Source organism: Pseudomonas sp. Irchel 3A5, assembly GCF_900187575.1.
GTDB lineage: Bacteria > Pseudomonadota > Gammaproteobacteria > Pseudomonadales > Pseudomonadaceae > Aquipseudomonas > Aquipseudomonas folii.
In genome coordinates this window covers 207,166-226,493 of the sequence record NZ_FYDU01000006.1, presented here as the reverse complement: position 1 = coordinate 226,493, position 19,328 = coordinate 207,166, and the positions used below count along the sequence as shown (strand labels likewise).

Here is a 19,328-nt window from a genome sequence, read left to right as displayed (position 1 = left end):
AGTACAAAGGCATGCGGTTGTATCGCGACTCACCCGACCCGTCTGAAGCGTCTGCAAAAGCGATCACTGTTTGAGCTTCACATTCTCGGCTCGTACCGGGGTATTCATGGCGATATCCGTTGCGGCCAACGAACCAATCACCTGATCCAGATACTTCGGTGCCATCCCAAAGCCCGGCCGCACGCTGCGTACAGCATCTGCACTGATCATCTCGCCGGCCTTGAGATCTTTCACGAAATACAACGAGCGACGAAACTTCACGTTCCCTTGCTCGCTGGCTTTACGGCCATAGTCCACACGACCTAACGCGGCCCAGGCCGTTTTACTGTCCCGACACAATGCCTTCAACTCATGGGGTTCCAGTGAGAAGCTGTCGTCCGGACCACCGCCACTGCGGTCGAGGGTGAAGTGCTTCTCGATGATGGATGCGCCCAGCGCAACACTGGTAATGGCGGTGGTGTTATCGAGGGTATGGTCCGAGAGACCGGTTACCAGTCCAAAGTGTTTCATCATGTCGGGGAGGGTACGCAGGTTGTAGTCTTCCGCAGGCGCTGGATAACCACTGACACAGTGCAGAATCGCGAGTTCTTTACAGCCGCCAGCACGCGCTGCGTCAATGGCTTCGGCAATCTCCTGCTCATCCGCCATTCCGGTGGAAATGATCATGGGTTTGCCGGTGCTGGCGACGTATTTGATCAGCGGCAGATCTACAGCTTCAAATGAAGCGATCTTGTAAGCCGGCGCGTCGAGGTCCTCAAGCAAATCCACAGCCGTTGAATCGAACGGCGAGCTGAACAGCGTGATGCCTACTTTACGGGCATGCTCGAACAGCGGGGCGTGCCACTCCCAAGGCATCTGGGCGCGAAGATACAGCCCATGCAGAGTCTCACCGTCCCACAATCCACCGTGAATTTTGAATTCATCGGCATCGCTATCAAGGGTGATGGTATCAGCCGTATAGGTCTGTAACTTGACAGCATCAGCGCCAGCCAGCTTGGCTGCTTCAATGATTTTCAGTGCGGTTTCCAGCTTGCCATTATGATTGGCGGAAAGCTCGGCAATGATATAGGGAGACGACTCCACACCAATGGTACGGCCTGCTATGGATATCGATGGACTCATGATCTTTCCCCAAACACCTTGACCAGCTTATCCAGAATGGCCGGACGTTTTTCCTGCCACTCTGACGACAACAAACCGAACTGAACGATGCCCACTTGCTCACCCTCGTACAGATGCTGCTTGGGCGGCACCTCTTCAATCGTGAATCCGAATTTCTGATGCAGCTTGAGCACGGCATAATTGAATTCCAGCACTTCGCATCGCAGCTTGTGCAGGGCGAGTTTGCCAAAGGCCATATCTAATGCCAGAAACTCCATTTTACTGCCCGTTCCTTTTGGCGATTCCGGATCGGCATAAAACGCCCATGTGCCCACGGCATCAACCTTGTCAAGATCGCTAAAGCCCACCACGCCGAGTGCAACGCCCGAGCACTCATACATGAAGTAACGTCGGTCCGTTCGCCCCTGAAGCGAGTTCCACCACTCCCTGTGTTCGGAGGGGGAAATAACGTGCCTGGAGTACATATTGCGCCGAACGCTTTTAGCGTTACGCCACGTCAGCACGCGCTCAAGTTCGTCCTCACGGATAGCTCTTAACAACCCCAAGCTGCTCACTGCGCCATCTCCATACCCGCCAATCGCTCCAGAACACTGCTGACCCTGTTTGCTCCTGCACCGTCGGTAATCCCTGAAGAGGCGGTGGTCATATTATTCAGAAAACCAGGGTCACTGAGCGCACGCTCGATGCACTGCGATAATTGATCACCAAGTGCTTCTTCAGAAGACAGCACGTGAACCGCACCCGCAGATGACAGCAACGATGCGGCATATCGTTGGTTATCGGCCAATATCAACATCAGCGTAGGCAAGCCAAGACAGCATCGTTCCCAGGACGTAGATCCAGCAGCGCCTATGGCCAGATCGGCAGCGCACATCTGACTTGCCATATCCGAAACGTTCTCAAGGACACTGGTGCTCCAGGGCATGCGCGCTGCCCGTTGGCGAACAGCATCCAGCCACGGCGCAGTCGTCCCCATCACTACCACTATCTCAGAATCCCTGGGGAGCGGGCTTTCGCACAAGCCATCCAGAACCCGCTCCGTGACATTGTTGCTGTCTACTCCACCGAGACTGATCAGAATACGTTTCAGTCCGCTGTTTTTACGCCGCTCGAGTGACATTTCTCGCAGCCTTGAAAAGTCAGGGCGAAGCAGGGCGTATTCACTGCCAGTCAGTATTTCGCATCCCTCAGGCACTAGTCTCTGATAGTCAGACTCGGGGCGTCCGTAAGTCTGGTCCAGCAGCACATCGCAGCAGTGGCTGCGAGTGGCCAGGTCATCGATCACAGCCAACCTTGAGTAATGAGATCCCAATAGTTCTTGCCAGCGATAGTCGATCCCGTAGTGATCTACGATCATCCAGTCATATTGATGATCACCAAGAACCCGTTCGCAAGTTGATGCATCACTTTCCTGAGTGGCCCCCAACCATTGCAGATATTGAGCGCTGGAATAAGCCGATATGTCGGCGCAAGGCGCTCCCAGACTGAGGACCGCAAACCCTTGATTTCGGATAAACCCAATCAGGTTGCCAGGGTGCTCTCTGCATAAAAACTCACAGACGGAGCCTCTTTCCGTGAGGGCATGAGCCAATGTGAGGCAGCGCATGACATGACCGCTGCCCATCTCAAGTGAGGCATCGACCCTGAAAACGACCCTCATCGGCTTCACTTTGCCGCATCCGCAGCATTCATCGCCTTGAACATCCATTCCGCACGTACCCAGTCATCAAGGGTATCGATGTCCTGCACACGGTGTCGGGCCAGCTTTACGGCTGCCGAATACCGACTGAACATGATTTTGCCTTGCAGCCAGGCACTAGCCTTGCCCCAATAGAATTGGCCTGCGTCGTGAAAAGCCTCTTCCAGTTCCTGCGAGCGGGTATTGAAATGTTCCGGGCTGAACATGCTTACGCGATCAGCTTCATCAAGGCGTATGGCGCGCTGGATAGGGAAGGGGTAGCTGGTGACTGAGAACGCATAATCACTGCCGGTCTCTTCCAGCACATTCAGACCTGCCTGCAGATCCTCAGCCCTGACGAAAGGCGCCGTCGCATAGACGCAGCACACATGCGTGGCGGCAATCCCGCTATCCAGATGCCACTGCACGGCGTGGGCCACCACCGGGATGGTGCCGGTGTAATCGTCCGACAAGGTATCCGGGCGCATGAACGGCGTGGTTGCGCCGTATTCGCGCGCCACTTCCGCGATCTCTTCATCGTCGGTGGAGACGACTACGCGATCAAAGCAGCCACTCTGAAGTGCTGCCTCGATTGACCAGGCAATTATTGGCTTACCGCAAAACATCTTGATGTTCTTGCGGGTTATGCGCTTGCTGCCGCCGCGAGCAGGGATCACCGCCAGTTTCATGGGATGAGCGCCTTGCTCAGGGCCGCGACAACCTCATCCTGCTGGTTGAGGGTCATGGTCTGGAACATCGGAATACTGAGGGCTTCGCGATAGTATTGCTGGCTTTCCGGAAAGGCGTCAGGGGCAAAACCCATTTGCTGGAAGTACGGCTGCGTGTGCACCGGAATGTAATGCAGGTTTACACCGATACCCTGAGCACGCATGGATTCGAACACTTGGCGATGCGTCACCGCCAGTTTGTCGAGCTGCAGGCGGATGACGAACAAGTGCAGGCCTGAGTAGCCTTCCGGGTGCTGCCATGGGAGGGTGATCGGCAAGTGAGCCAGCAGCTCTTGATAACGTGCTGCCAACTGGTGTCGCCGCGCAACGTAATCATCAAGCCGGTCCATCTGGCTGACTCCCAACGCCGCCTGCAACTCCGTCATCCGATAATTAAAGCCGAGATCGATTTGTTGGTAGTACCACGGGCCATCGGCGTCGTGGGTCATTTGCTCCGGATCGCGGGTAATGCCATGGCTGCGCAGCAATGCCAACTTCCGGGCCAGTTGCGCATCATTGGTGGTGACCATCCCGCCTTCTGCGGTGGTAATGATCTTTACCGGGTGAAAGCTGAAAACCGTGATATCGCTATATTGGCAGTTACCAATGGGTAGACCCTGGTACTTGCCGCCAATGGCATGGGATGCATCTTCTATGACCCGAAACCCGAATTGCTGCGACAGTGCATGGATGCGTTCCATGTCACAAGGCTGGCCGCAGAGATGTACCGCAACCAATACCTTCGGCAGCTGCCCGGTTCGTTGAGCTTGCAGCAACTTATGCTCAAGCGCTACGACGTCAAGGTTGTAAGTGCGCGGATCGATGTCCACGAAATCAACCTGCGCACCGCAATACAGTCCGCAGTTGGCAGAAGCGACGAACGTGACCGGTGTCGTCCACAACAGATCGCCGGGCCCAAGCCCCAGCGCAAGACAGGCAATGTGCAGCGCGGACGTCGCACTGTTGACTGCGAGCGCATGTCTGGCGCCGCAGTAGTTGGCAATCAGGCCCTCAAACCGCGGGACCATCGGCCCCTGGGTCAGAAAGTCGGACTGTAAAACGCCCACCACTGCGTCAATATCGGCCTGGGTAATGTCCTGGCGGCCATAGGGAATCATATTCAGGCCTCGGCGGACTTGTTGAACTGAGCAACTTGAGCCACATCGAGAAACTGCGGATTTGTCCCGGAATTGTATTCAAACCCTTGCTGCACAGGCACACCGGTTTCACCCAACTGGTTAACTGTGAAGTCGTTAGTGCGACTGTAGAATGTGATGGTCGGGCGCAGCACGTAATGATCTTCGAATTCCAGAGTCAGGTGCGAGTCATCGGAAGGGCACATGATTTCATGCAGCTTCTCGCCGGGACGGATTCCGATAACCTTTTGCGGCATACCCGGCGCCATGGCTTCAGCGAGGTCAGTAATGCGCACCGATGGAATCTTGGGTACAAAAATCTCACCGCCATACATGCGTTCAAAGTTCTTCAGCACAAAATCCACGCCCTGTTGCAACGTGATCCAGAAGCGCGTCATGCGTGCGTCGGTAATCGGCAAAGAATCAGCGCCGGAAGCGATGAGTTTCTCAAAGAACGGTACAACTGAACCCCGCGACCCGACGACGTTGCCGTAGCGGACTACTGAAAACTGGCAGCGATGCCCCCCGGACATATTGTTGGCGGCGACAAAAAGTTTGTCAGACGCCAGCTTGGTCGCACCGTAAAGATTGATCGGGTTGGCAGCCTTGTCGGTGGATAACGCAATCACCCGCTCTACATTATTCTCCAGCGCTGCATGAATGACGTTTTCAGCACCATGAATGTTGGTCTTGATGCATTCCATCGGGTTGTATTCTGCGGCAGGCACCTGCTTGAGTGCCGCGGCATGAATAACGAAATCAACACCCCGCATCGCTTGCACCATGCGCTCCTTATCACGCACGTCACCAATGAAATAGCGCATGCACGGAGCATTGAAGGTCTGCTGCATTTCGTACTGCTTGAGTTCGTCGCGAGAAAATATGATCAACTTCTTAGGCGTGTAGCGGCTCAAAATAGTCTGAACGTACTTTTTGCCGAACGACCCCGTGCCACCGGTGATGAGAATGGTCTTATCGTTGAACATCTATCTATCCTGAAAAGAAGTCTTGGATGTGTTCGGCCTGACATTTGATTGCGCAGTCATTTGCGATCAGATCGTCATGGGTGCCAATGCGATGAAGTAGAGCATATCGCACTCTGCACGGTCGCCAACTTTTGTCCCACCGTGGTTGTGCTTTCGGCCTTGAAAAATCCTCTATAGCGTCCCGCAGGCATAGACCCGTAAGACCGGCTCTAGCCGGGAAGAGATTATGTCTGGCGAAGGGTACCTGGCGAATGTACTGGCTTCCTCCCGGCTAAAGCGGAACGCCGCCCGGCCAGTCCTGCAAAAAACCATTTATCCAGTGAATTATGTTGCGTTCGAAAAAGGCAGTTTGTCGCCTCGTGTTACCCGATTAGCGTGGCGGGTGTAATGAAAACCTTATCAGCTCGCTCGTGTAATAACTGGTCACCCTTGCCTCGATTGACACCCCAACACCCTGAACTAAGTTTGAGTGGCGACTCAAGGAATGTCGCACTCAATCATGATGTTACGGAGTGTTCCACATGCGTAAAGCTTTTCTTTCCTCGTTGTTATTCGCGTTTTTAACCAGTGCTTCGGTTGCTGTAACCGCCGCGCCGGTTACGCCTTCGGAAAAGAATACCCCCATGGCCGCGGTCGTCATGCAGGACCAAATGGCACCCAAGGTCAACATCAATACTGCTGAAGCGGAAACCCTGCAGAAGCAACTCTCAGGCATCGGAAAGGGTAAGGCTGAAGCCATCGTCGCCTATCGCGAGGCCAACGGTGAGTTCACCTCGGTGGACGAGTTGATTGAAGTCAAAGGCATTGGCAAAGCCCTTCTGGACAAGAATCGGGACAGACTCGCAGTCGAGTAACCGCCTTTAATTCCTTCTGATCAGGCCGGTCCAGGACCGGCCTTCCTGTCATCCCCGCTTCATCTCCTCCTGCTGCCAGACCTGGCAAACGACATCCTTGCGCTTCCTTTGGGCCTCTTGACATATCAAATGCTGGTCGACATACAATGCTTTGAATTACATGTTTAATATAAAGCCGGAATGTGGACTGGAGATTTCAAAAATGAGCATTTCCCATGCGAAAGGCGTCAAGTCGTGAGCGCTGAGGCACAGATCACCAGGAATGGCCCACGAATTGTCGTGACCGGGATGGGGCTGGTTACGCCTCTGGGCACTGGCGTCGAAGCCGTGTGGCAGCGCCTGCTGGCCGGGCGCTCCGGCATTGTTCGGTTGAGTGAAGAAATCGTTGCCGATCTGCCGGGTAAGGTCGGGGGGCGCGTACCACTCATGGCTGACGATCCTGAAGCCGGTTTCGATGCGGACAGCGCGGTGCCCGCCAAAGAGCAAAAGAAAATGGATCGCTTCATCCTGTTTGCCCTCGCTGCCGCCCAGGAGGCGATTGCGCAGGCTGGCTGGGTAGCCGATAGCGAAGAGGCCAGGGAGCGAACGGCGACGATTATTGGCTCGGGGATTGGTGGTTTCGGGGCGATTGCCGATGCGGTGCGCACCACCGACAGCCGTGGACCGCGGCGTTTGTCCCCGTTTACGATTCCCTCGTTTCTGGTCAATCTGGCAGCGGGTCATGTTTCCATTCAACATGGTTTCAAAGGGCCGCTGGGTGCGCCGGTGACGGCCTGTGCCGCGGGTGTGCAAGCCATTGGCGATGCAGCGCGAATGATCCGCTGTGGTGAAGCCGACATCGCTATTTGCGGTGGGGCGGAGGCGGCAATCGATCGGGTTAGCCTGGGGGGGTTCGCTGCCGCTCGTGCCCTGTCCAGTGGCTTCAATGAAACGCCCGAGCGTGCTTCGCGTCCCTTTGATCGTGATCGCGACGGTTTTGTGATGGGCGAGGGCGCCGGGATTCTGGTGATTGAATCGCTGGAACATGCCCTTGCCCGGGGCGCGAAACCCATCGTCGAACTGGTGGGTTATGGCACCAGTGCCGACGCTTATCACCTGACGGCCGGGCCGGAAGATGGCAGTGGTGCTCAGAGGGCCATGGGCGCGGCGATTCGCCAGGCGGGGATCCAGCCAGAACACATTCAGCATCTGAATGCTCATGCCACTTCCACGCCGGTCGGCGACAAAGGGGAGATGGCGGCCATCAAGGCACTGTTTGGCGATCAACACTCCATCGCAGTGACCTCGACCAAATCGGCGACCGGGCATTTGTTGGGCGCTGCGGGTGGGATCGAAGCCATTTTCACGGCGTTGGCGATTCGCGATCAAATCGCCCCGGCGACCCTCAATTTCGACAATCCTGATGAAGCCGCAGCCGGTCTCGATATTGTTCACGGCGCAGCGCGGACCATGGCCATCGAATACGCCTTGTCGAACGGTTTTGGCTTCGGTGGCGTCAATGCCAGCGTGTTGTTCAAGCGCTGGCAGGATTGATCAGGACTCGGTGTTCTGCTGTTTCAACCATTCACGGGTGGTGTGCAGGATTCGCGCTGAAAGAGCCGGATCCTGAGTACTGCGCGACAGCATCAAAGCGCCAACCAGAGTGGACAGCATCACCACGCTTTGCGCGTCGGCATCCGGCCCGCCGAGTGCGTGTTGCAGGGCGGCGAGTCGCGACTCGATCAGTTCATCGGCGATCGGGCTGGGCTGGCCGCGCTGGCCGAGCTCCGACGCCATGGTCGGCATTGGGCAGCCTTTCTCGGGCGCATTGCGATGCCCTTCGGACAAATACATATCGATAAATGCGCTCAGCCCATTCTCTTGTTCGAAGGCTTGTCTGGTGCGTTCGTTGGCTTCGTCCGCCGCACAGCGCATCGCGTTTTCGACCAGGTCATCCTTGGATTTGAAATGCGCGTAGAAGCCGCCATGGGTCAGCCCCAATGCTTTCATCAGCGGCTGCAGCCCGGTGGCACCAATACCGTCGCGACGAAAGCGTGCCGAGGCTTCGTGAAGAATGCGTTCGTGAGTCTGGGCTTTGTGGTCGTGCGCGTACCGCATGCAATCCTCCTGACACTGGGCCTTGATATGTTGGTCGACATTTTTACATGGATGAGGGGCGCGCGGATCGTAAATTTCCTTAGCGGTCGCGCCTACCGGTAGGAGCGAACTTGTTCGCGAGACAATTCAACTGACACACCGCGTAGCCCTTCTCGCCAACAAGTTGGCGCTCCTACCCGAACGGCATGAACACCGTGCCACCTGGTAGGAGCGAACTTGTTCGCGAGAAAATTCACCTGACACACCGCGTAACCCTTCTCGCCAACAAGTTGCCTCCTACCCGAACGGCGTGAACACCGTGCCACCCGGTAGGAGCGAACTCATTCGCGAGAAAATTCACCTGACACACTGCGTAACCCTTCTCGCCAACAAGTTGGCTCCTACCCGAACGGCATGAACACCGCGCCAACCGGTGGGAGCGAACTCGTTCGCGAGACGATTCAGCAGACACACCGCGTGCTCCTTTTCGCCAACAAGTTGCCTCCTACCCGAACGGCGTGAACACCGCGCCAGCCGGTAGGAGCGAACTCGTTCGCGAGACGATTCAACAGACACACCGCGTGGTCCTTCTCGCCAACAAGTTGGCGCTCCTACCCGAACGGCATGAACACCGCGCCACCCGGTAGGAGCGAACTCGTTCGCGAGACGATTTAACAGATACACCGCGTAGCCCTTCTCGCCAACAAGTTGCCTCCTACCCGAACGGCGTGAACACCGCGCTATCCGGTAGGAGCGAACTTGTTCGCGAGAAAATTCACCTGACACACCGCGTAACCGTTCTCGCCAACAAGTTGCCTCCTACCCGAACGGGATGAACACCGCGCCACCCGGTAGGAGCGAACTTGTTCGCGAGAAAATTCACCTGACACACCGCGTAGCCCTTCTCGCCAAAAAGTTGCCTCCTACCCGAACGGCATAAACACCACCACCCGGTAGGAGCGAACTTGTTCGCGAGAAAATTCACCTGACACACCGCGTAGTCCTTCTCGCCAACAAGTTGGCTCCTACCGTTTCATGTTTCAACCTGAGGTGCTTGATTGAAACCTCGCATTAAATTTTCCCGCCCGGGGCACGTTTTCTCATTGAATCAGCCCTAATTCGTGAGCCCCAAACATGCCCCAGTCATTATCCGCGACGGCGATGCCGTTGATTCGCCCGGCCAAGCCTGTTGGCGAAGTCTATCGACGTTTTGATGCCCGTCTCGGCGCCTCGATTTCACTGCGCGCCCTGGAAATCGATCTGGACCTTGAACGCTTCAATCGCTGGCAAAACAACCCCCGCGTTCTGCAGTTCTGGCAGGAGGGCGGGTCGCTGGAGCAGCACCGGGAGTACCTGGAAAAACAGGCTGCCGACCCTCACACCCTGACCTTGATCGGCTGCTTCGACGACCAGCCATTTGCCTATTTTGAAGCCTACTGGGCGCTGGAAGATCGCATCGCCCCGTTCTGCAATCCAGGCGATTACGACCGCGGGATCCACATGCTGGTTGGCGAAGAAGGCCATCGGGGTCCGCATAAAGTCGCCAGTTGGCTTTCCGCACTGGTGCATTACCTTTTCCTCGATGATGAGCGCACCCAGCGACTGGTATCAGAACCGCGCGCCGACAACGGGAAGATGATTGCCTACATGCAAGGGCAGGGGTTCGAGAAGGAAAAGGAATTCGATTTTCCCCATAAGCGGGCAGCGCTGATGACCCTGGATCGGCAGCGGTTTTTTGAGCGGTGTGAGTGGCTTTAACGCGGGGTTGCGTCGATCACCTTACCTGTAGGAGCTGCCGAAGGCTGCGATTGACGGTTGTCAGTGAAGACGCTTTCGCAGCCTTCGGCAGCTCCTACAGGTTCAGTGTTTAGCGCCTGACAGCGCGCGCTTCCTGAAGGGAAACCTTGCGGCAATGCACCAAGGCATCGCGGATCATGAAGTTCACCAGCGTCGGCGAAACACCGAGCTCCTTGGCAATGTCCTTCTGCGGGACGCCGTGCAGCCGGTACATCTCGAATGCATAACGCGTGCGGCTAGGCAGTTCGGTCAGGGCGTCGGCAATGGTTTCCAGGGTGGTGAAATTCATGTGCGAGGTTTCAGGGGACGCGCCGTGGATAACCACATTGAGTCCTTCTTCCTCGGAGCCCGAGTACTTCTGCTCAAGCGCCTGTTTGCGGTAATGATCGATCGCCAGATTGCGCACGATCTGAAACAGGTAACTGAGCTGGGCCTTGATCGACGAGGTGATCTGCGGCGCGGACTGCAATCGAAAGAAAGCGTCCTGTACGACGTCTTCGGCCCGTGATCGGCAGCCGGTAATGCGGGCGGCAATCTTGACCAGAATCAGGCGGTTTTCGACGAACGCCTGGAGTAGCGGTGAATCGCACGTACTTGTGGATAGTTGTTCCGGCATGGAAATCACCTTGCAGCAGTTGGGCAGATGCAGCTTTCGTAGGGAAGCCCCCTACACACCGGGCAACAAATTAGGCTGGATGATAATGATTGTCAAATGAGAAAAATATCTATCGGTATTCCTTTCTCATAGCTTTGTGCTTCATCGCTTGCCCTGTCTGGCGATCAGCCCGTCTAGCCGTTACTAATTATTTCTCGCCTCCGTCCGTTTTCTTGGGTGACAGCCCCGGCTATGCACCAGCTTGCCGCGCAGTTGGCCGGTGAGGTTGCTCGCCAGTTGCGACAGAGCCCTGGCCAGCCGTATGCGTTGTTCGGTCATAGTCTGGGCGGTTTGCTCGGTTATGAACTGGCTTATGGGTTGCTGGCGCTGGATGTCCCGCCGCTGCTGTGTCTGTTCGCGTCGGCCATAGCCGCCACGGCAGCGTCGTACGCTTCCTGCCGCCGCTGATTATTACCGCTGAGCAAGTTAATGAGGTCGCAAGAAGGTTTGCCAAAGCCCTGGCTGCGGCGGTGGAAAGGGCCTAAACCCTGTTGTCCATTTCTGTAGGCGCTGCCGAAGGCTGCGAATGGATGCCTATGACACACCGCTATTGCAGCCTTCGGCAGCTCCTACAGGGCTTCGCGTTTATCCCAACATCACATGCCGACTCAACAGCGCCCGCAACGCCGCGGGCTTGACCGGCTTGGGCAGGTAATCCAGCCCGGCAGCATGCACTTGAGCGATCAGTTCGGGGCGGCCGTCGGCGCTGATCACCACGCCCGGTACCGGCTTGCCAAGGCGCGTCCGCAACCAGGCCATCAACTCGGTGCCGGTCTCGCCATTGTCCAGGTGGTAATCCACCAACGCCAGTTGCGGGCGTACGCCTTCATCCAGCAGTGCCTGACATTCCTCACGGCTGCGAGCGGTCCAGACCTGACACCCCCAGCGAGTCAGCAAGCTGTTCATGCCGATCAAAATGCTGTCCTCATTATCAATGCACAACACCTGTGTCCCGGTCAGCGCAGTGCGGTTCGCGTCGGGGACAATGTTGGCCGGAACCGTCTGATGCTGAGCCAGTGGCACGCACACACTGAACACACTGCCTTTGCCCGGCCATGAACGCACTTGCAAGGTGTGGCCCAGTACGCGACACAGACCATCAGCAATCGCCAGGCCCAGTCCCAGTCCTTTTTCGGCGCGGGTCTGGTGACTGTCCAGACGTTTGAACTCTTCGAAAATCACCCGTCGCTTGTCTTCCGGAATGCCCGGCCCACGATCCCAGACCTCCAGACTCAGGTAGGTGCCACGGCGGCGTACGCCCAACAATATCGGGCCCTTGCCGTAACGGAAGGCATTGGTCAGGAAGTTCTGCAAGATGCGGCGCAGCAACTTGATGTCGCTGTCGACCCGCAGCGCGGTACCGCTTACCCGGAATTCCAGGCCTTGTTCCTGAGCCAGCGCCTTGAATTCTGCGCCCAACGTGTCGAACAACGTGTTCAGCGCGAAAGGCTGACGATCCGGGGTGATCTTGCCGTTTTCCAGGCGGGAAATGTCCAGCAGGTCGCTGATCAGGTCTTCTGCCGAGCGCAGCGAGCTGTCCAGATGCTGCACCAGTTGCTGAGCCTCGGCGGACATACCGTCGTCCTGATGGGAGAGCGCCGCAGAAAACAGGCGGGCGGCATTCAATGGCTGCATCAAGTCATGGCTGACCGCTGCCAGAAAGCGGGTTTTCGACTGGTTCGCCGCTTCGGCCGTGCCCTTGGCTTCGGTCAGCGCGAGGTTCAGTTGCGAGAGCTCATGGGTACGCTCGGCGACCCGTTGTTCAAGGCTTTCATTCGCGCCCTTGAGTGCATGCTCGGCATCGCGGAAGGCGGTAATGTCGGTGAAGCTCATTACAAAGCCGCCGCCTGGCATCGGGTTGCCAATCAACTCGATTACCCGGCCATTGGGGAACATCCGCTCCGAGGTGTGGGCGCGCCCCTGACGCATCCAGTGCAGACGCCGGGCCACGTGAACTTCCGCCTCGCCGGGGCCAAGCAGACCGCGTTCGGCGTTGTAGCGAATGATGTCGGCAATCGGGCGGCCAATGCTGATCAGCCCCTCGGGATAATTGAACAGCTCCAGATAACGGTGATTCCACGCCACCAGCTTCAGCGATTGATCGACCACGCTGATGCCCTGGGTGATGTTCTCAATGGCTCCTTGCAGGAGAGCGCGGTTGAACTGCAGCACCTCGGAGGCTTCGTCAGCGATGCGCACCACGTCTTCGAGCTGCATGTCGCGGCCTTCGATGGCGGCTTTCACCACGGCGCGGGTCGATGACGCACCCAGCACACCGGCCAACAGGCGCTCGGTGTGGGCGATCCAGTCACCGTTGGCGTTCTGGTTTGGGTTGAAGCCTTTGCCTTGTCGATAGGCGAAGCGGATGAAGCTTTGTCGGGCGCGTTCTTCACCCACGAAACGCGCGGACAGGTTCAGCAAGTCCTCGACCTGTACCGCCAGCAGCGGTCGATTGCCGGTGCTGACACTGGCGTCCTGACCGATGAAACGCCCGGCCTGCCAGTGCTCGGAAACCCGTGTCTTGGAGATCACCGACACCCAGCCAAACAGAATGAAGTTGCCCGCCAGCGACAGCACCACGCCTTGGGTCAGCGGCGTAATCGGCAGCCCCAGTGGATTGCTGTGCAGCCAGGCCAGGAGTGGAAAGCTGTCTAGAGACCAGCCGAGGCTTTCGGCGGAAATCGGCAGCACCAAGGTGTAAAACCACAGGAAAATCCCGGCCCCCAACCCGGCAAAAACACCCCGACGGTTGGCCTGCTTCCACCACAGTGCGCCAAACATCGCGGGCGATAACTGCGTGATGGCGGCAAAGGCGATCTGGCCGATGGTTGCCAGACTGGCAGTCGAACCCAGTAGCCGATAGCAAACGTAGGCCAGTAGCAGAATGACAACGATGCTGACCCGGCGCACCGACAGCATCCAGTGGCGAAACGCCTCAAACGGGCGCTCAGCGGTTTTGCGGCTCAGCAGCCACGGCAGCAGCATGTCGTTGGAGATCATCGTCGACAGCGCGACACTCGCCACAATCACCATGCCCGTGGCCGCCGAGGCGCCGCCGATGAACGCCAGCAAGGCCAGCGAAGGGTGCGTGGTCGCCAGTGGCAGGCTGATCACGAACGAGTCCGGCAGCACTGAGTCGGGCAGGAGCATTTGCCCGGCGAGAGCGATGGGCACAACAAACAGTGCCGCGAGAACCAGATAGGCCGGGAACACCCACTTGGCCAGCCGCAGGTCTTGCGGATCGATGTTTTCTACGACAGTGACGTGAAACTGTCGGGGCAGGCAGACAATCGCCATCATCGCCACGCCGGTTTGCACCACCATCGATGGCCAGTTGATGGTTTCCTTCCAGTATTCCTCAAGCCTTGGCGCGATCAGGGCCTGATTGAACAGGTCGTCGAAGCCGTCATAGAGGCCATACGTCACGAACGCGCCCACTGCCATGAAAGCAAACAGCTTGACCAGCGCCTCGAAGGCAATCGCCATGACCATGCCGCGGTGGTGCTCGGTAACGTCCAGATTGCGCGTGCCGAAGACAATCGTGAACAGCGCGAGGACCAGCGAAACGATCAGCGCCGTATCCTGCGCCCGGGTTCCGGCGGCGTCCGCGACGGCACCAATAAGGATGTTCACCCCGAGCACGATACCTTTGAGTTGCAGGGCGATGTAGGGCAAAACCCCAACCAGACAGATCAGCGCAACGACTACTGCCAGGGATTGCGACTTGCCATATCGGGCGGCGATGAAGTCGGCAATCGAAGTGATGTTTTCCTGTTTGCTGATCAGCACCATTTTCTGCAGCACCCAGGGTGCCAGCAGCATCAGCACCACAGGCCCCAGGTAGATCGGCAGGAACGACCATAACTGCTCGGCGGCCTGACCGACCGCGCCAAAGAACGTCCAACTGGTGCAATACACCGCCAGCGACAGGCTATACACCCACGCCCGCAGCCGGGGCGGCAGCGAAGTGCTGCGCCGGTCTCCGTAAAAGGCGATGGCAAACATGACGGCCATATAAGCCAGGGCGACGGCCGCAATCAGCCCGGTGGACAGCGACATAGACATTCAGAGCCTCAGGAACAAGCTGGTTAGTCTCGCATGAAGGTTCGGGAGAGTAGGAGCGACTTTAGTCGTGAAAGAGAAGAGTGGGTGGATGTGGGGACTTGGGGCGCTTATCGCGAGCAACCACAGCGCCTGAATTGTCGGAATGCCGCCCAGACCAAGTCTCGCACACAGAATTTGTTTATGGACGTGGGACCGGCTTCAGCCGGGAAGAGGCCAGTACAGGCTCTACATTTTTATCGTCAGACATATCGCCTTCCCGGCTAAAGCCGGTCCCACGTCAGCTTGCGAGCAAAAATAAAATCTCCCTCTGTTTGCGTGGCAACTTGAATTGACCTCCAAATCCACAACATTCCGAAACATCCTATCGACATTACGTCTTGTAACGTCTTCAATGTGCCCGTTGCCATTCAGGATCGCGGACGATGAGCCATCAGTCACAGTTCAATTTGCTTGGAAAGCGTCGTTTTCTGCCGTTTTTCATCACTCAGTCCCTCGGGGCATTCAACGACAACATCCTCAAGCAATCGCTGATTCTGGCCATTCTCTACAAGCTGAACATCGACGGTGATCGCTCGATCTGGGTGAATCTGTGTGCCTTGCTGTTCATCCTGCCGTTCTTCCTGTTCTCTGCACTGGCCGGGCAGTTTGGTGAGAAGTACGCCAAGGACAAGTTGATCCGTGTGATCAAGCTGGCCGAGATCGGCATCATGCTGGTGGGATCGGTGGGGTTCCTGTTCGGGCACCTGTGGCTGATGCTGGTGGCGTTGTTTGCCATGGGCACCCACTCGGCGCTGTTCGGGCCCGTGAAGTATTCGATCCTGCCGCAACACCTGCGCGAAGAAGAGCTGGTCGGCGGCAATGGACTGGTAGAAATGGGCACCTTTCTGGCGATTCTGGCCGGGACCATTTGTGCCGGCATCATCATGTCTACCGCTCATTACGAGATGTTTGTCGCCAGTGTGATGGTGTTGACGGCGTGCCTGGGTTTCATCGCCAGCCACAGCATCCCCCGAGCCGCTGCGGTTACGCCGCAGATGAAAATCGAATGGAATATTTTCACTCAGACCTGGGCCACCTTGCGCCTGGGTCTTGGACAAACGCCCGCGGTGTCGCGCTCGATTGTCGGTAACTCTTGGTTCTGGTTCGTCGGTGCGATCTACCTGACGCAAATCCCGTCTTACGCCAAAGAGTGGCTGTACGGCGACGAAACCGTGGTGACGCTGATTCTGACCGTGTTCTCCATCGGTATCGCGACCGGCTCGATGCTCTGCGAGCGCTTGTCGGGGCGCAAGGTGGAAATCGGTCTGGTGCCATTTGGCTCCATGGGCCTGACGGTGTTCGGCCTGTTGCTGTGGTGGCATTCCGGGCAAATGCCGCAGAACGTCATGGCCAACGACTGGCTGGGCGTGCTGGGTTTCAGTCAGGCGTGGTGGGTGCTGCTGGACATTCTTGGCATCGGGATTTTCGGTGGCTTCTACATCGTTCCGCTGTATGCGCTGATTCAGTCCCGCACCCTGGAAAGCGAACGCTCTCGGGTCATCGCCGCCAACAACATTCTCAATGCGCTGTTCATGGTGGTGTCGGCGATTGTGTCGATCTTGCTGCTCAGCGTGGCCAAGCTGTCGATTCCGGAGCTGTTTCTGGCCATCTCGTTGATGAACATCGCAGTCAACGTGTACATCTTCAAGGTTGTTCCAGAGTTCACCATGCGCTTCATGATCTGGCTGCTCAGCCATTCCATGTACCGCGTCAAGCACGATAATCTCGATCATATTCCAGACGAAGGCCCGGCATTGCTGGTGTGTAATCACGTGTCCTTCGTTGATGCCCTGTTGATCGGCGGTGCGGTGCGGCGGCCGATCCGTTTTGTCATGTACTACAAGATCTACAACTTGCCGGTGCTCAACTTCATCTTCCGCACTGCCGGGACGATTCCCATTGCCGGGCGTGGTGAGGACGTGCAGATCTACGACCAGGCATTCAAAAAAATCGCCCAATACCTGAGCGAAGGCGAGCTGGTATGCATCTTTCCAGAAGGCAAGTTGACTCGCGACGGTGAGATTGATGAGTTTAAAAGTGGCATGAAGCTCATTCTTGAACAGACGCCTGTGCCGGTCATCCCGATGGCGCTGCAAGGCTTGTGGGGCAGTTTTTTCAGCCGTGCGCCGGGCAAAAGATTGTTCCGCCGCCTGTGGTCGAGGGTGACCGTTGTCGCCGGGCCAGCGTTGACCGGTGACGCATCGACCCAGGCAGCGGCGCGCAGACAGGTGGCGTTGTTGCGTGGGGAGTTGCGTTGAGCCCACGCATTTGAAACCAGCCCTGTAGGAGCTTACGAGCAACGCGAGGCAGCGATGGCGGTGTATCAGACACACCGCCATCGCTGCCTCGCGTTGCTCGTGAGCTCCTACAGCAGATTGACGTGAGCGACAGCAGTGTCCGGTCAATCGTTAAATTTTGTTTCCCTGTCCTCGTTTCCTACTGCAACAGGCCACCTTGCTGGCCATCGATTGACGAGCGGGCAACATCTCCCGAGGACACTGGAATGACACAGGCTCTTGCATCTGCCGTGGTTCACGATTTGATCGGTATCGGTTTTGGTCCATCCAATCTGGCACTGGCAATTGCCCTGCAGGAGCGGGGCGAGCGGGAGGGTGTGCTGGATGCGTTGTTCCTCGACAAACAGGCCGATTACCGCTGGCATGGCAACACGCTGGTGACCCAAAGCGAATTGCAGATTTCCTTCCTCAAGGATCTGGTCACGCTGCGCAATCCCACCAGCCCGTTTTCATTCGTCAACTACCTCAAGCAGCACGGTCGCCTCGTGGATTTCATCAACCTCGGAACCTTTTACCCGTGCCGGATGGAGTACAACGACTACCTGCGCTGGGTCGCTGCGCAGTTCAACGAGCAGAGCTGCTATGGCGAAGAAGTCACCGCCATCGAGCCGGTCATGCACAAACAGCAGGTCGAGGCGTTGCGGGTTATTTCCCGTGATACACAAGGCCAGAATCACGTGCGCACCACCCGTTCGGTCGTGGTCAGCCCCGGCGGCACACCGCGCATTCCCGAGGCGTTCTCCAACCTGAAGGGTGACGCGCGAGTGTTTCACCATTCAAAATATCTGCAATCCATGGCTCAGCAAGCCTGCGCCAACGGGAAGCCGATGCGCATTGCGATTGTGGGGGGCGGGCAGAGTGCGGCCGAGGCTTTCATTGACCTGAATGACAGCTACCCGTCGGTGCAGGTGGACATCATCCTGCGCGGCTCGGCACTCAAGCCTGCCGACGACAGTCCGTTCGTCAACGAAGTGTTCTCTCCCAAATCCACTGATTTGATGTTCAGCCAGAACGGCCAGCAGCGCGAACAGATGATTCGCGAATACCACAGCACTAATTACTCAGTGGTGGACATCGATCTGATCGAACGCATCTACGGCGTGTTATATCGCCAGAAAGTCTCAGGCATCGCACGTCATGCATTCCGCAACCTGACCTCGGTTCAGAGCGCCAGGGCGACTGCCAATGGCGTTGAAGTGGCGCTGGGTAATCTCGCCGCCAGCGGTGAGAGCAGTGTTCAGACCTACGATGCCGTGGTTCTTGCCACCGGCTACGAGCGTCAGTTGCACCGTCATCTGCTGGAGCCACTGAGTGAGTACCTGGGGGATTTCGAGGTGAGTCGCGATTATCGGATCAAGACCGACAGCCGCTGCAAAGCTTCGATTTACATGCAGGGTTTCTGTGAATCCAGCCACGGGTTGAGCGACACCTTGTTGTCGGTGCTGCCAATCCGCGCCGATGAAATCGCCGAGTCGCTGTACGCCGATGTGGCGCGGGCTGGGCGTGATCAGTCAGTGCTGGAGCGGTTGCTGGCGGTGGGGTGATGCTCATTCAATGAATTGAAATCCGAACTTGTGGGGGCCCCTGCAATTACCTGATTTGGAATGCCTTCTGTAGAAGTGAGCTTGCTCGCGATAGCGTCAGGCCAGACGGTAATACCTCAACAGGTCTACCGCTATCGCGAGCAAGCTCACTCCTGCAGGGTGCATGTTTACCGCGAGACAGCGCGGTGACATGGACACCGTAGCTTCAATCAAAAAATATTCGACTAACTGATTTAAGGATTTTTAACCTGTAGGAGTGCGCTTGCCCGCGATGACGGTCTGTCAGCCAATAAATATATCGGCTGTGCTGACGCTATCCCGGGCAAGCGCGCTCCTACAGGCCTGTGTTTG

Annotated in this window: 14 protein-coding genes and 2 pseudogenes; 7 read left to right on the top strand and 9 right to left on the bottom strand. The window is 57.1% G+C overall.

What is annotated here, in order from left to right:
- Nucleotides 1-63: 63 nt before the first annotated feature.
- Genes pseI through pseB form a run of 6 tightly spaced genes read right to left on the bottom strand, consistent with a single transcriptional unit; the run spans nt 64 to nt 5,650 of the window.
- Nucleotides 64-1,122 (bottom strand): pseudaminic acid synthase, encoded by a 1,059-nt coding sequence (gene pseI, locus CKW31_RS12005; protein WP_095094799.1) that lies wholly within the window; start codon nt 1,120-1,122, stop codon nt 64-66.
- Nucleotides 1,119-1,676, bottom strand: a complete 558-nt coding sequence (gene pseH, locus CKW31_RS12000) for a UDP-4-amino-4,6-dideoxy-N-acetyl-beta-L-altrosamine N-acetyltransferase (protein ID WP_256582579.1) — start codon at nt 1,674-1,676, stop codon at nt 1,119-1,121. The genes pseI and pseH overlap by 4 nt, the downstream gene beginning before the upstream one ends.
- Nucleotides 1,673-2,830: a UDP-2,4-diacetamido-2,4,6-trideoxy-beta-L-altropyranose hydrolase gene (gene pseG / locus CKW31_RS11995; RefSeq protein WP_371856728.1), complete on the bottom strand. Its 1,158-nt coding sequence runs from the start codon at nt 2,828-2,830 to the stop codon at nt 1,673-1,675. Before pseG ends, pseH begins: the two co-directional genes overlap by 4 nt.
- Nucleotides 2,788-3,489, bottom strand: coding sequence for a pseudaminic acid cytidylyltransferase (gene pseF / locus CKW31_RS11990; RefSeq protein WP_095094793.1), 702 nt, complete (start codon nt 3,487-3,489; stop codon nt 2,788-2,790). The genes pseG and pseF overlap by 43 nt, the downstream gene beginning before the upstream one ends.
- Nucleotides 3,486-4,646, bottom strand: coding sequence for a UDP-4-amino-4,6-dideoxy-N-acetyl-beta-L-altrosamine transaminase (gene pseC, locus CKW31_RS11985; protein ID WP_095094792.1), 1,161 nt, complete (start codon nt 4,644-4,646; stop codon nt 3,486-3,488). The genes pseF and pseC overlap by 4 nt, the downstream gene beginning before the upstream one ends.
- Before the next feature lie 2 nt (nt 4,647-4,648).
- Nucleotides 4,649-5,650 carry a UDP-N-acetylglucosamine 4,6-dehydratase (inverting) gene (pseB, locus tag CKW31_RS11980; RefSeq protein ID WP_095094790.1) on the bottom strand — a complete coding sequence of 334 codons (1,002 nt, stop codon included), beginning with the start codon at nt 5,648-5,650 and terminating at the stop codon, nt 4,649-4,651.
- Nucleotides 5,651-6,171: 521 nt separating this feature from the next.
- Here pseB and CKW31_RS11975 point away from each other — a divergent pair.
- Both CKW31_RS11975 and fabF read left to right on the top strand, forming a co-directional pair.
- The gene (locus CKW31_RS11975; RefSeq protein ID WP_095094788.1) at nt 6,172-6,504 is read left to right on the top strand and encodes a helix-hairpin-helix domain-containing protein; all 333 of its coding nucleotides are present in this window, start codon (nt 6,172-6,174) and stop codon (nt 6,502-6,504) included.
- 252 nt (nt 6,505-6,756) lie between these two features.
- Nucleotides 6,757-8,037, top strand: coding sequence for a beta-ketoacyl-ACP synthase II (gene fabF / locus CKW31_RS11970; RefSeq protein ID WP_256582589.1), 1,281 nt, complete (start codon nt 6,757-6,759; stop codon nt 8,035-8,037).
- On the opposite strand, the gene CKW31_RS11965 is transcribed toward fabF, so the two are convergent.
- Complete coding sequence (locus CKW31_RS11965) at nt 8,038-8,601, bottom strand: TetR/AcrR family transcriptional regulator (RefSeq protein WP_095094784.1); 564 nt, start codon at nt 8,599-8,601, stop codon at nt 8,038-8,040. It abuts the gene before it with no gap.
- A 1,152-nt stretch (nt 8,602-9,753) separates the two neighbouring features.
- On the opposite strand from CKW31_RS11965, the pseudogene CKW31_RS11960 reads away from it, so the two are divergent.
- Nucleotides 9,754-10,338, top strand: a pseudogene (locus tag CKW31_RS11960) (GNAT family N-acetyltransferase); the annotation flags it as partial.
- A 109-nt stretch (nt 10,339-10,447) separates the two neighbouring features.
- Here CKW31_RS11960 and CKW31_RS11955 read toward each other — a convergent pair.
- Nucleotides 10,448-10,993, bottom strand: a complete 546-nt coding sequence (locus CKW31_RS11955) for an RNA polymerase factor sigma-70 (protein ID WP_027900543.1) — start codon at nt 10,991-10,993, stop codon at nt 10,448-10,450.
- Between the two features lie 231 nt (nt 10,994-11,224).
- Between CKW31_RS11955 and CKW31_RS11950 the strand changes: the two genes are divergently transcribed.
- Together CKW31_RS11950 and CKW31_RS30050 are read left to right on the top strand one after the other, a co-directional pair.
- Entirely contained in the window at nt 11,225-11,440 is a 216-nt protein-coding gene (locus CKW31_RS11950) for a thioesterase domain-containing protein (protein ID WP_095094780.1), read from the top strand.
- A pseudogene (locus CKW31_RS30050) lies at nt 11,404-11,517 on the top strand (hypothetical protein); the annotation flags it as partial. The gene CKW31_RS11950 and the pseudogene CKW31_RS30050, both read left to right, overlap by 37 nt.
- 100 nt (nt 11,518-11,617) lie before the next feature.
- Here the strand turns inward: CKW31_RS30050 and CKW31_RS11945 are convergent.
- Nucleotides 11,618-15,091: a PAS domain-containing hybrid sensor histidine kinase/response regulator gene (locus CKW31_RS11945; protein WP_095095178.1), complete on the bottom strand. Its 3,474-nt coding sequence runs from the start codon at nt 15,089-15,091 to the stop codon at nt 11,618-11,620.
- A gap of 428 nt (nt 15,092-15,519) precedes the next feature.
- On the opposite strand from CKW31_RS11945, the gene CKW31_RS11940 reads away from it, so the two are divergent.
- Both CKW31_RS11940 and CKW31_RS11935 read left to right on the top strand, forming a co-directional pair.
- Complete coding sequence (locus CKW31_RS11940; protein WP_095094778.1) at nt 15,520-17,394, top strand: MFS transporter; 1,875 nt, start codon at nt 15,520-15,522, stop codon at nt 17,392-17,394.
- A gap of 245 nt (nt 17,395-17,639) precedes the next feature.
- Entirely contained in the window at nt 17,640-18,977 is a 1,338-nt protein-coding gene (locus CKW31_RS11935) for a lysine N(6)-hydroxylase/L-ornithine N(5)-oxygenase family protein (protein ID WP_095094776.1), read from the top strand.
- Nucleotides 18,978-19,328: the final 351 nt, after the last annotated feature.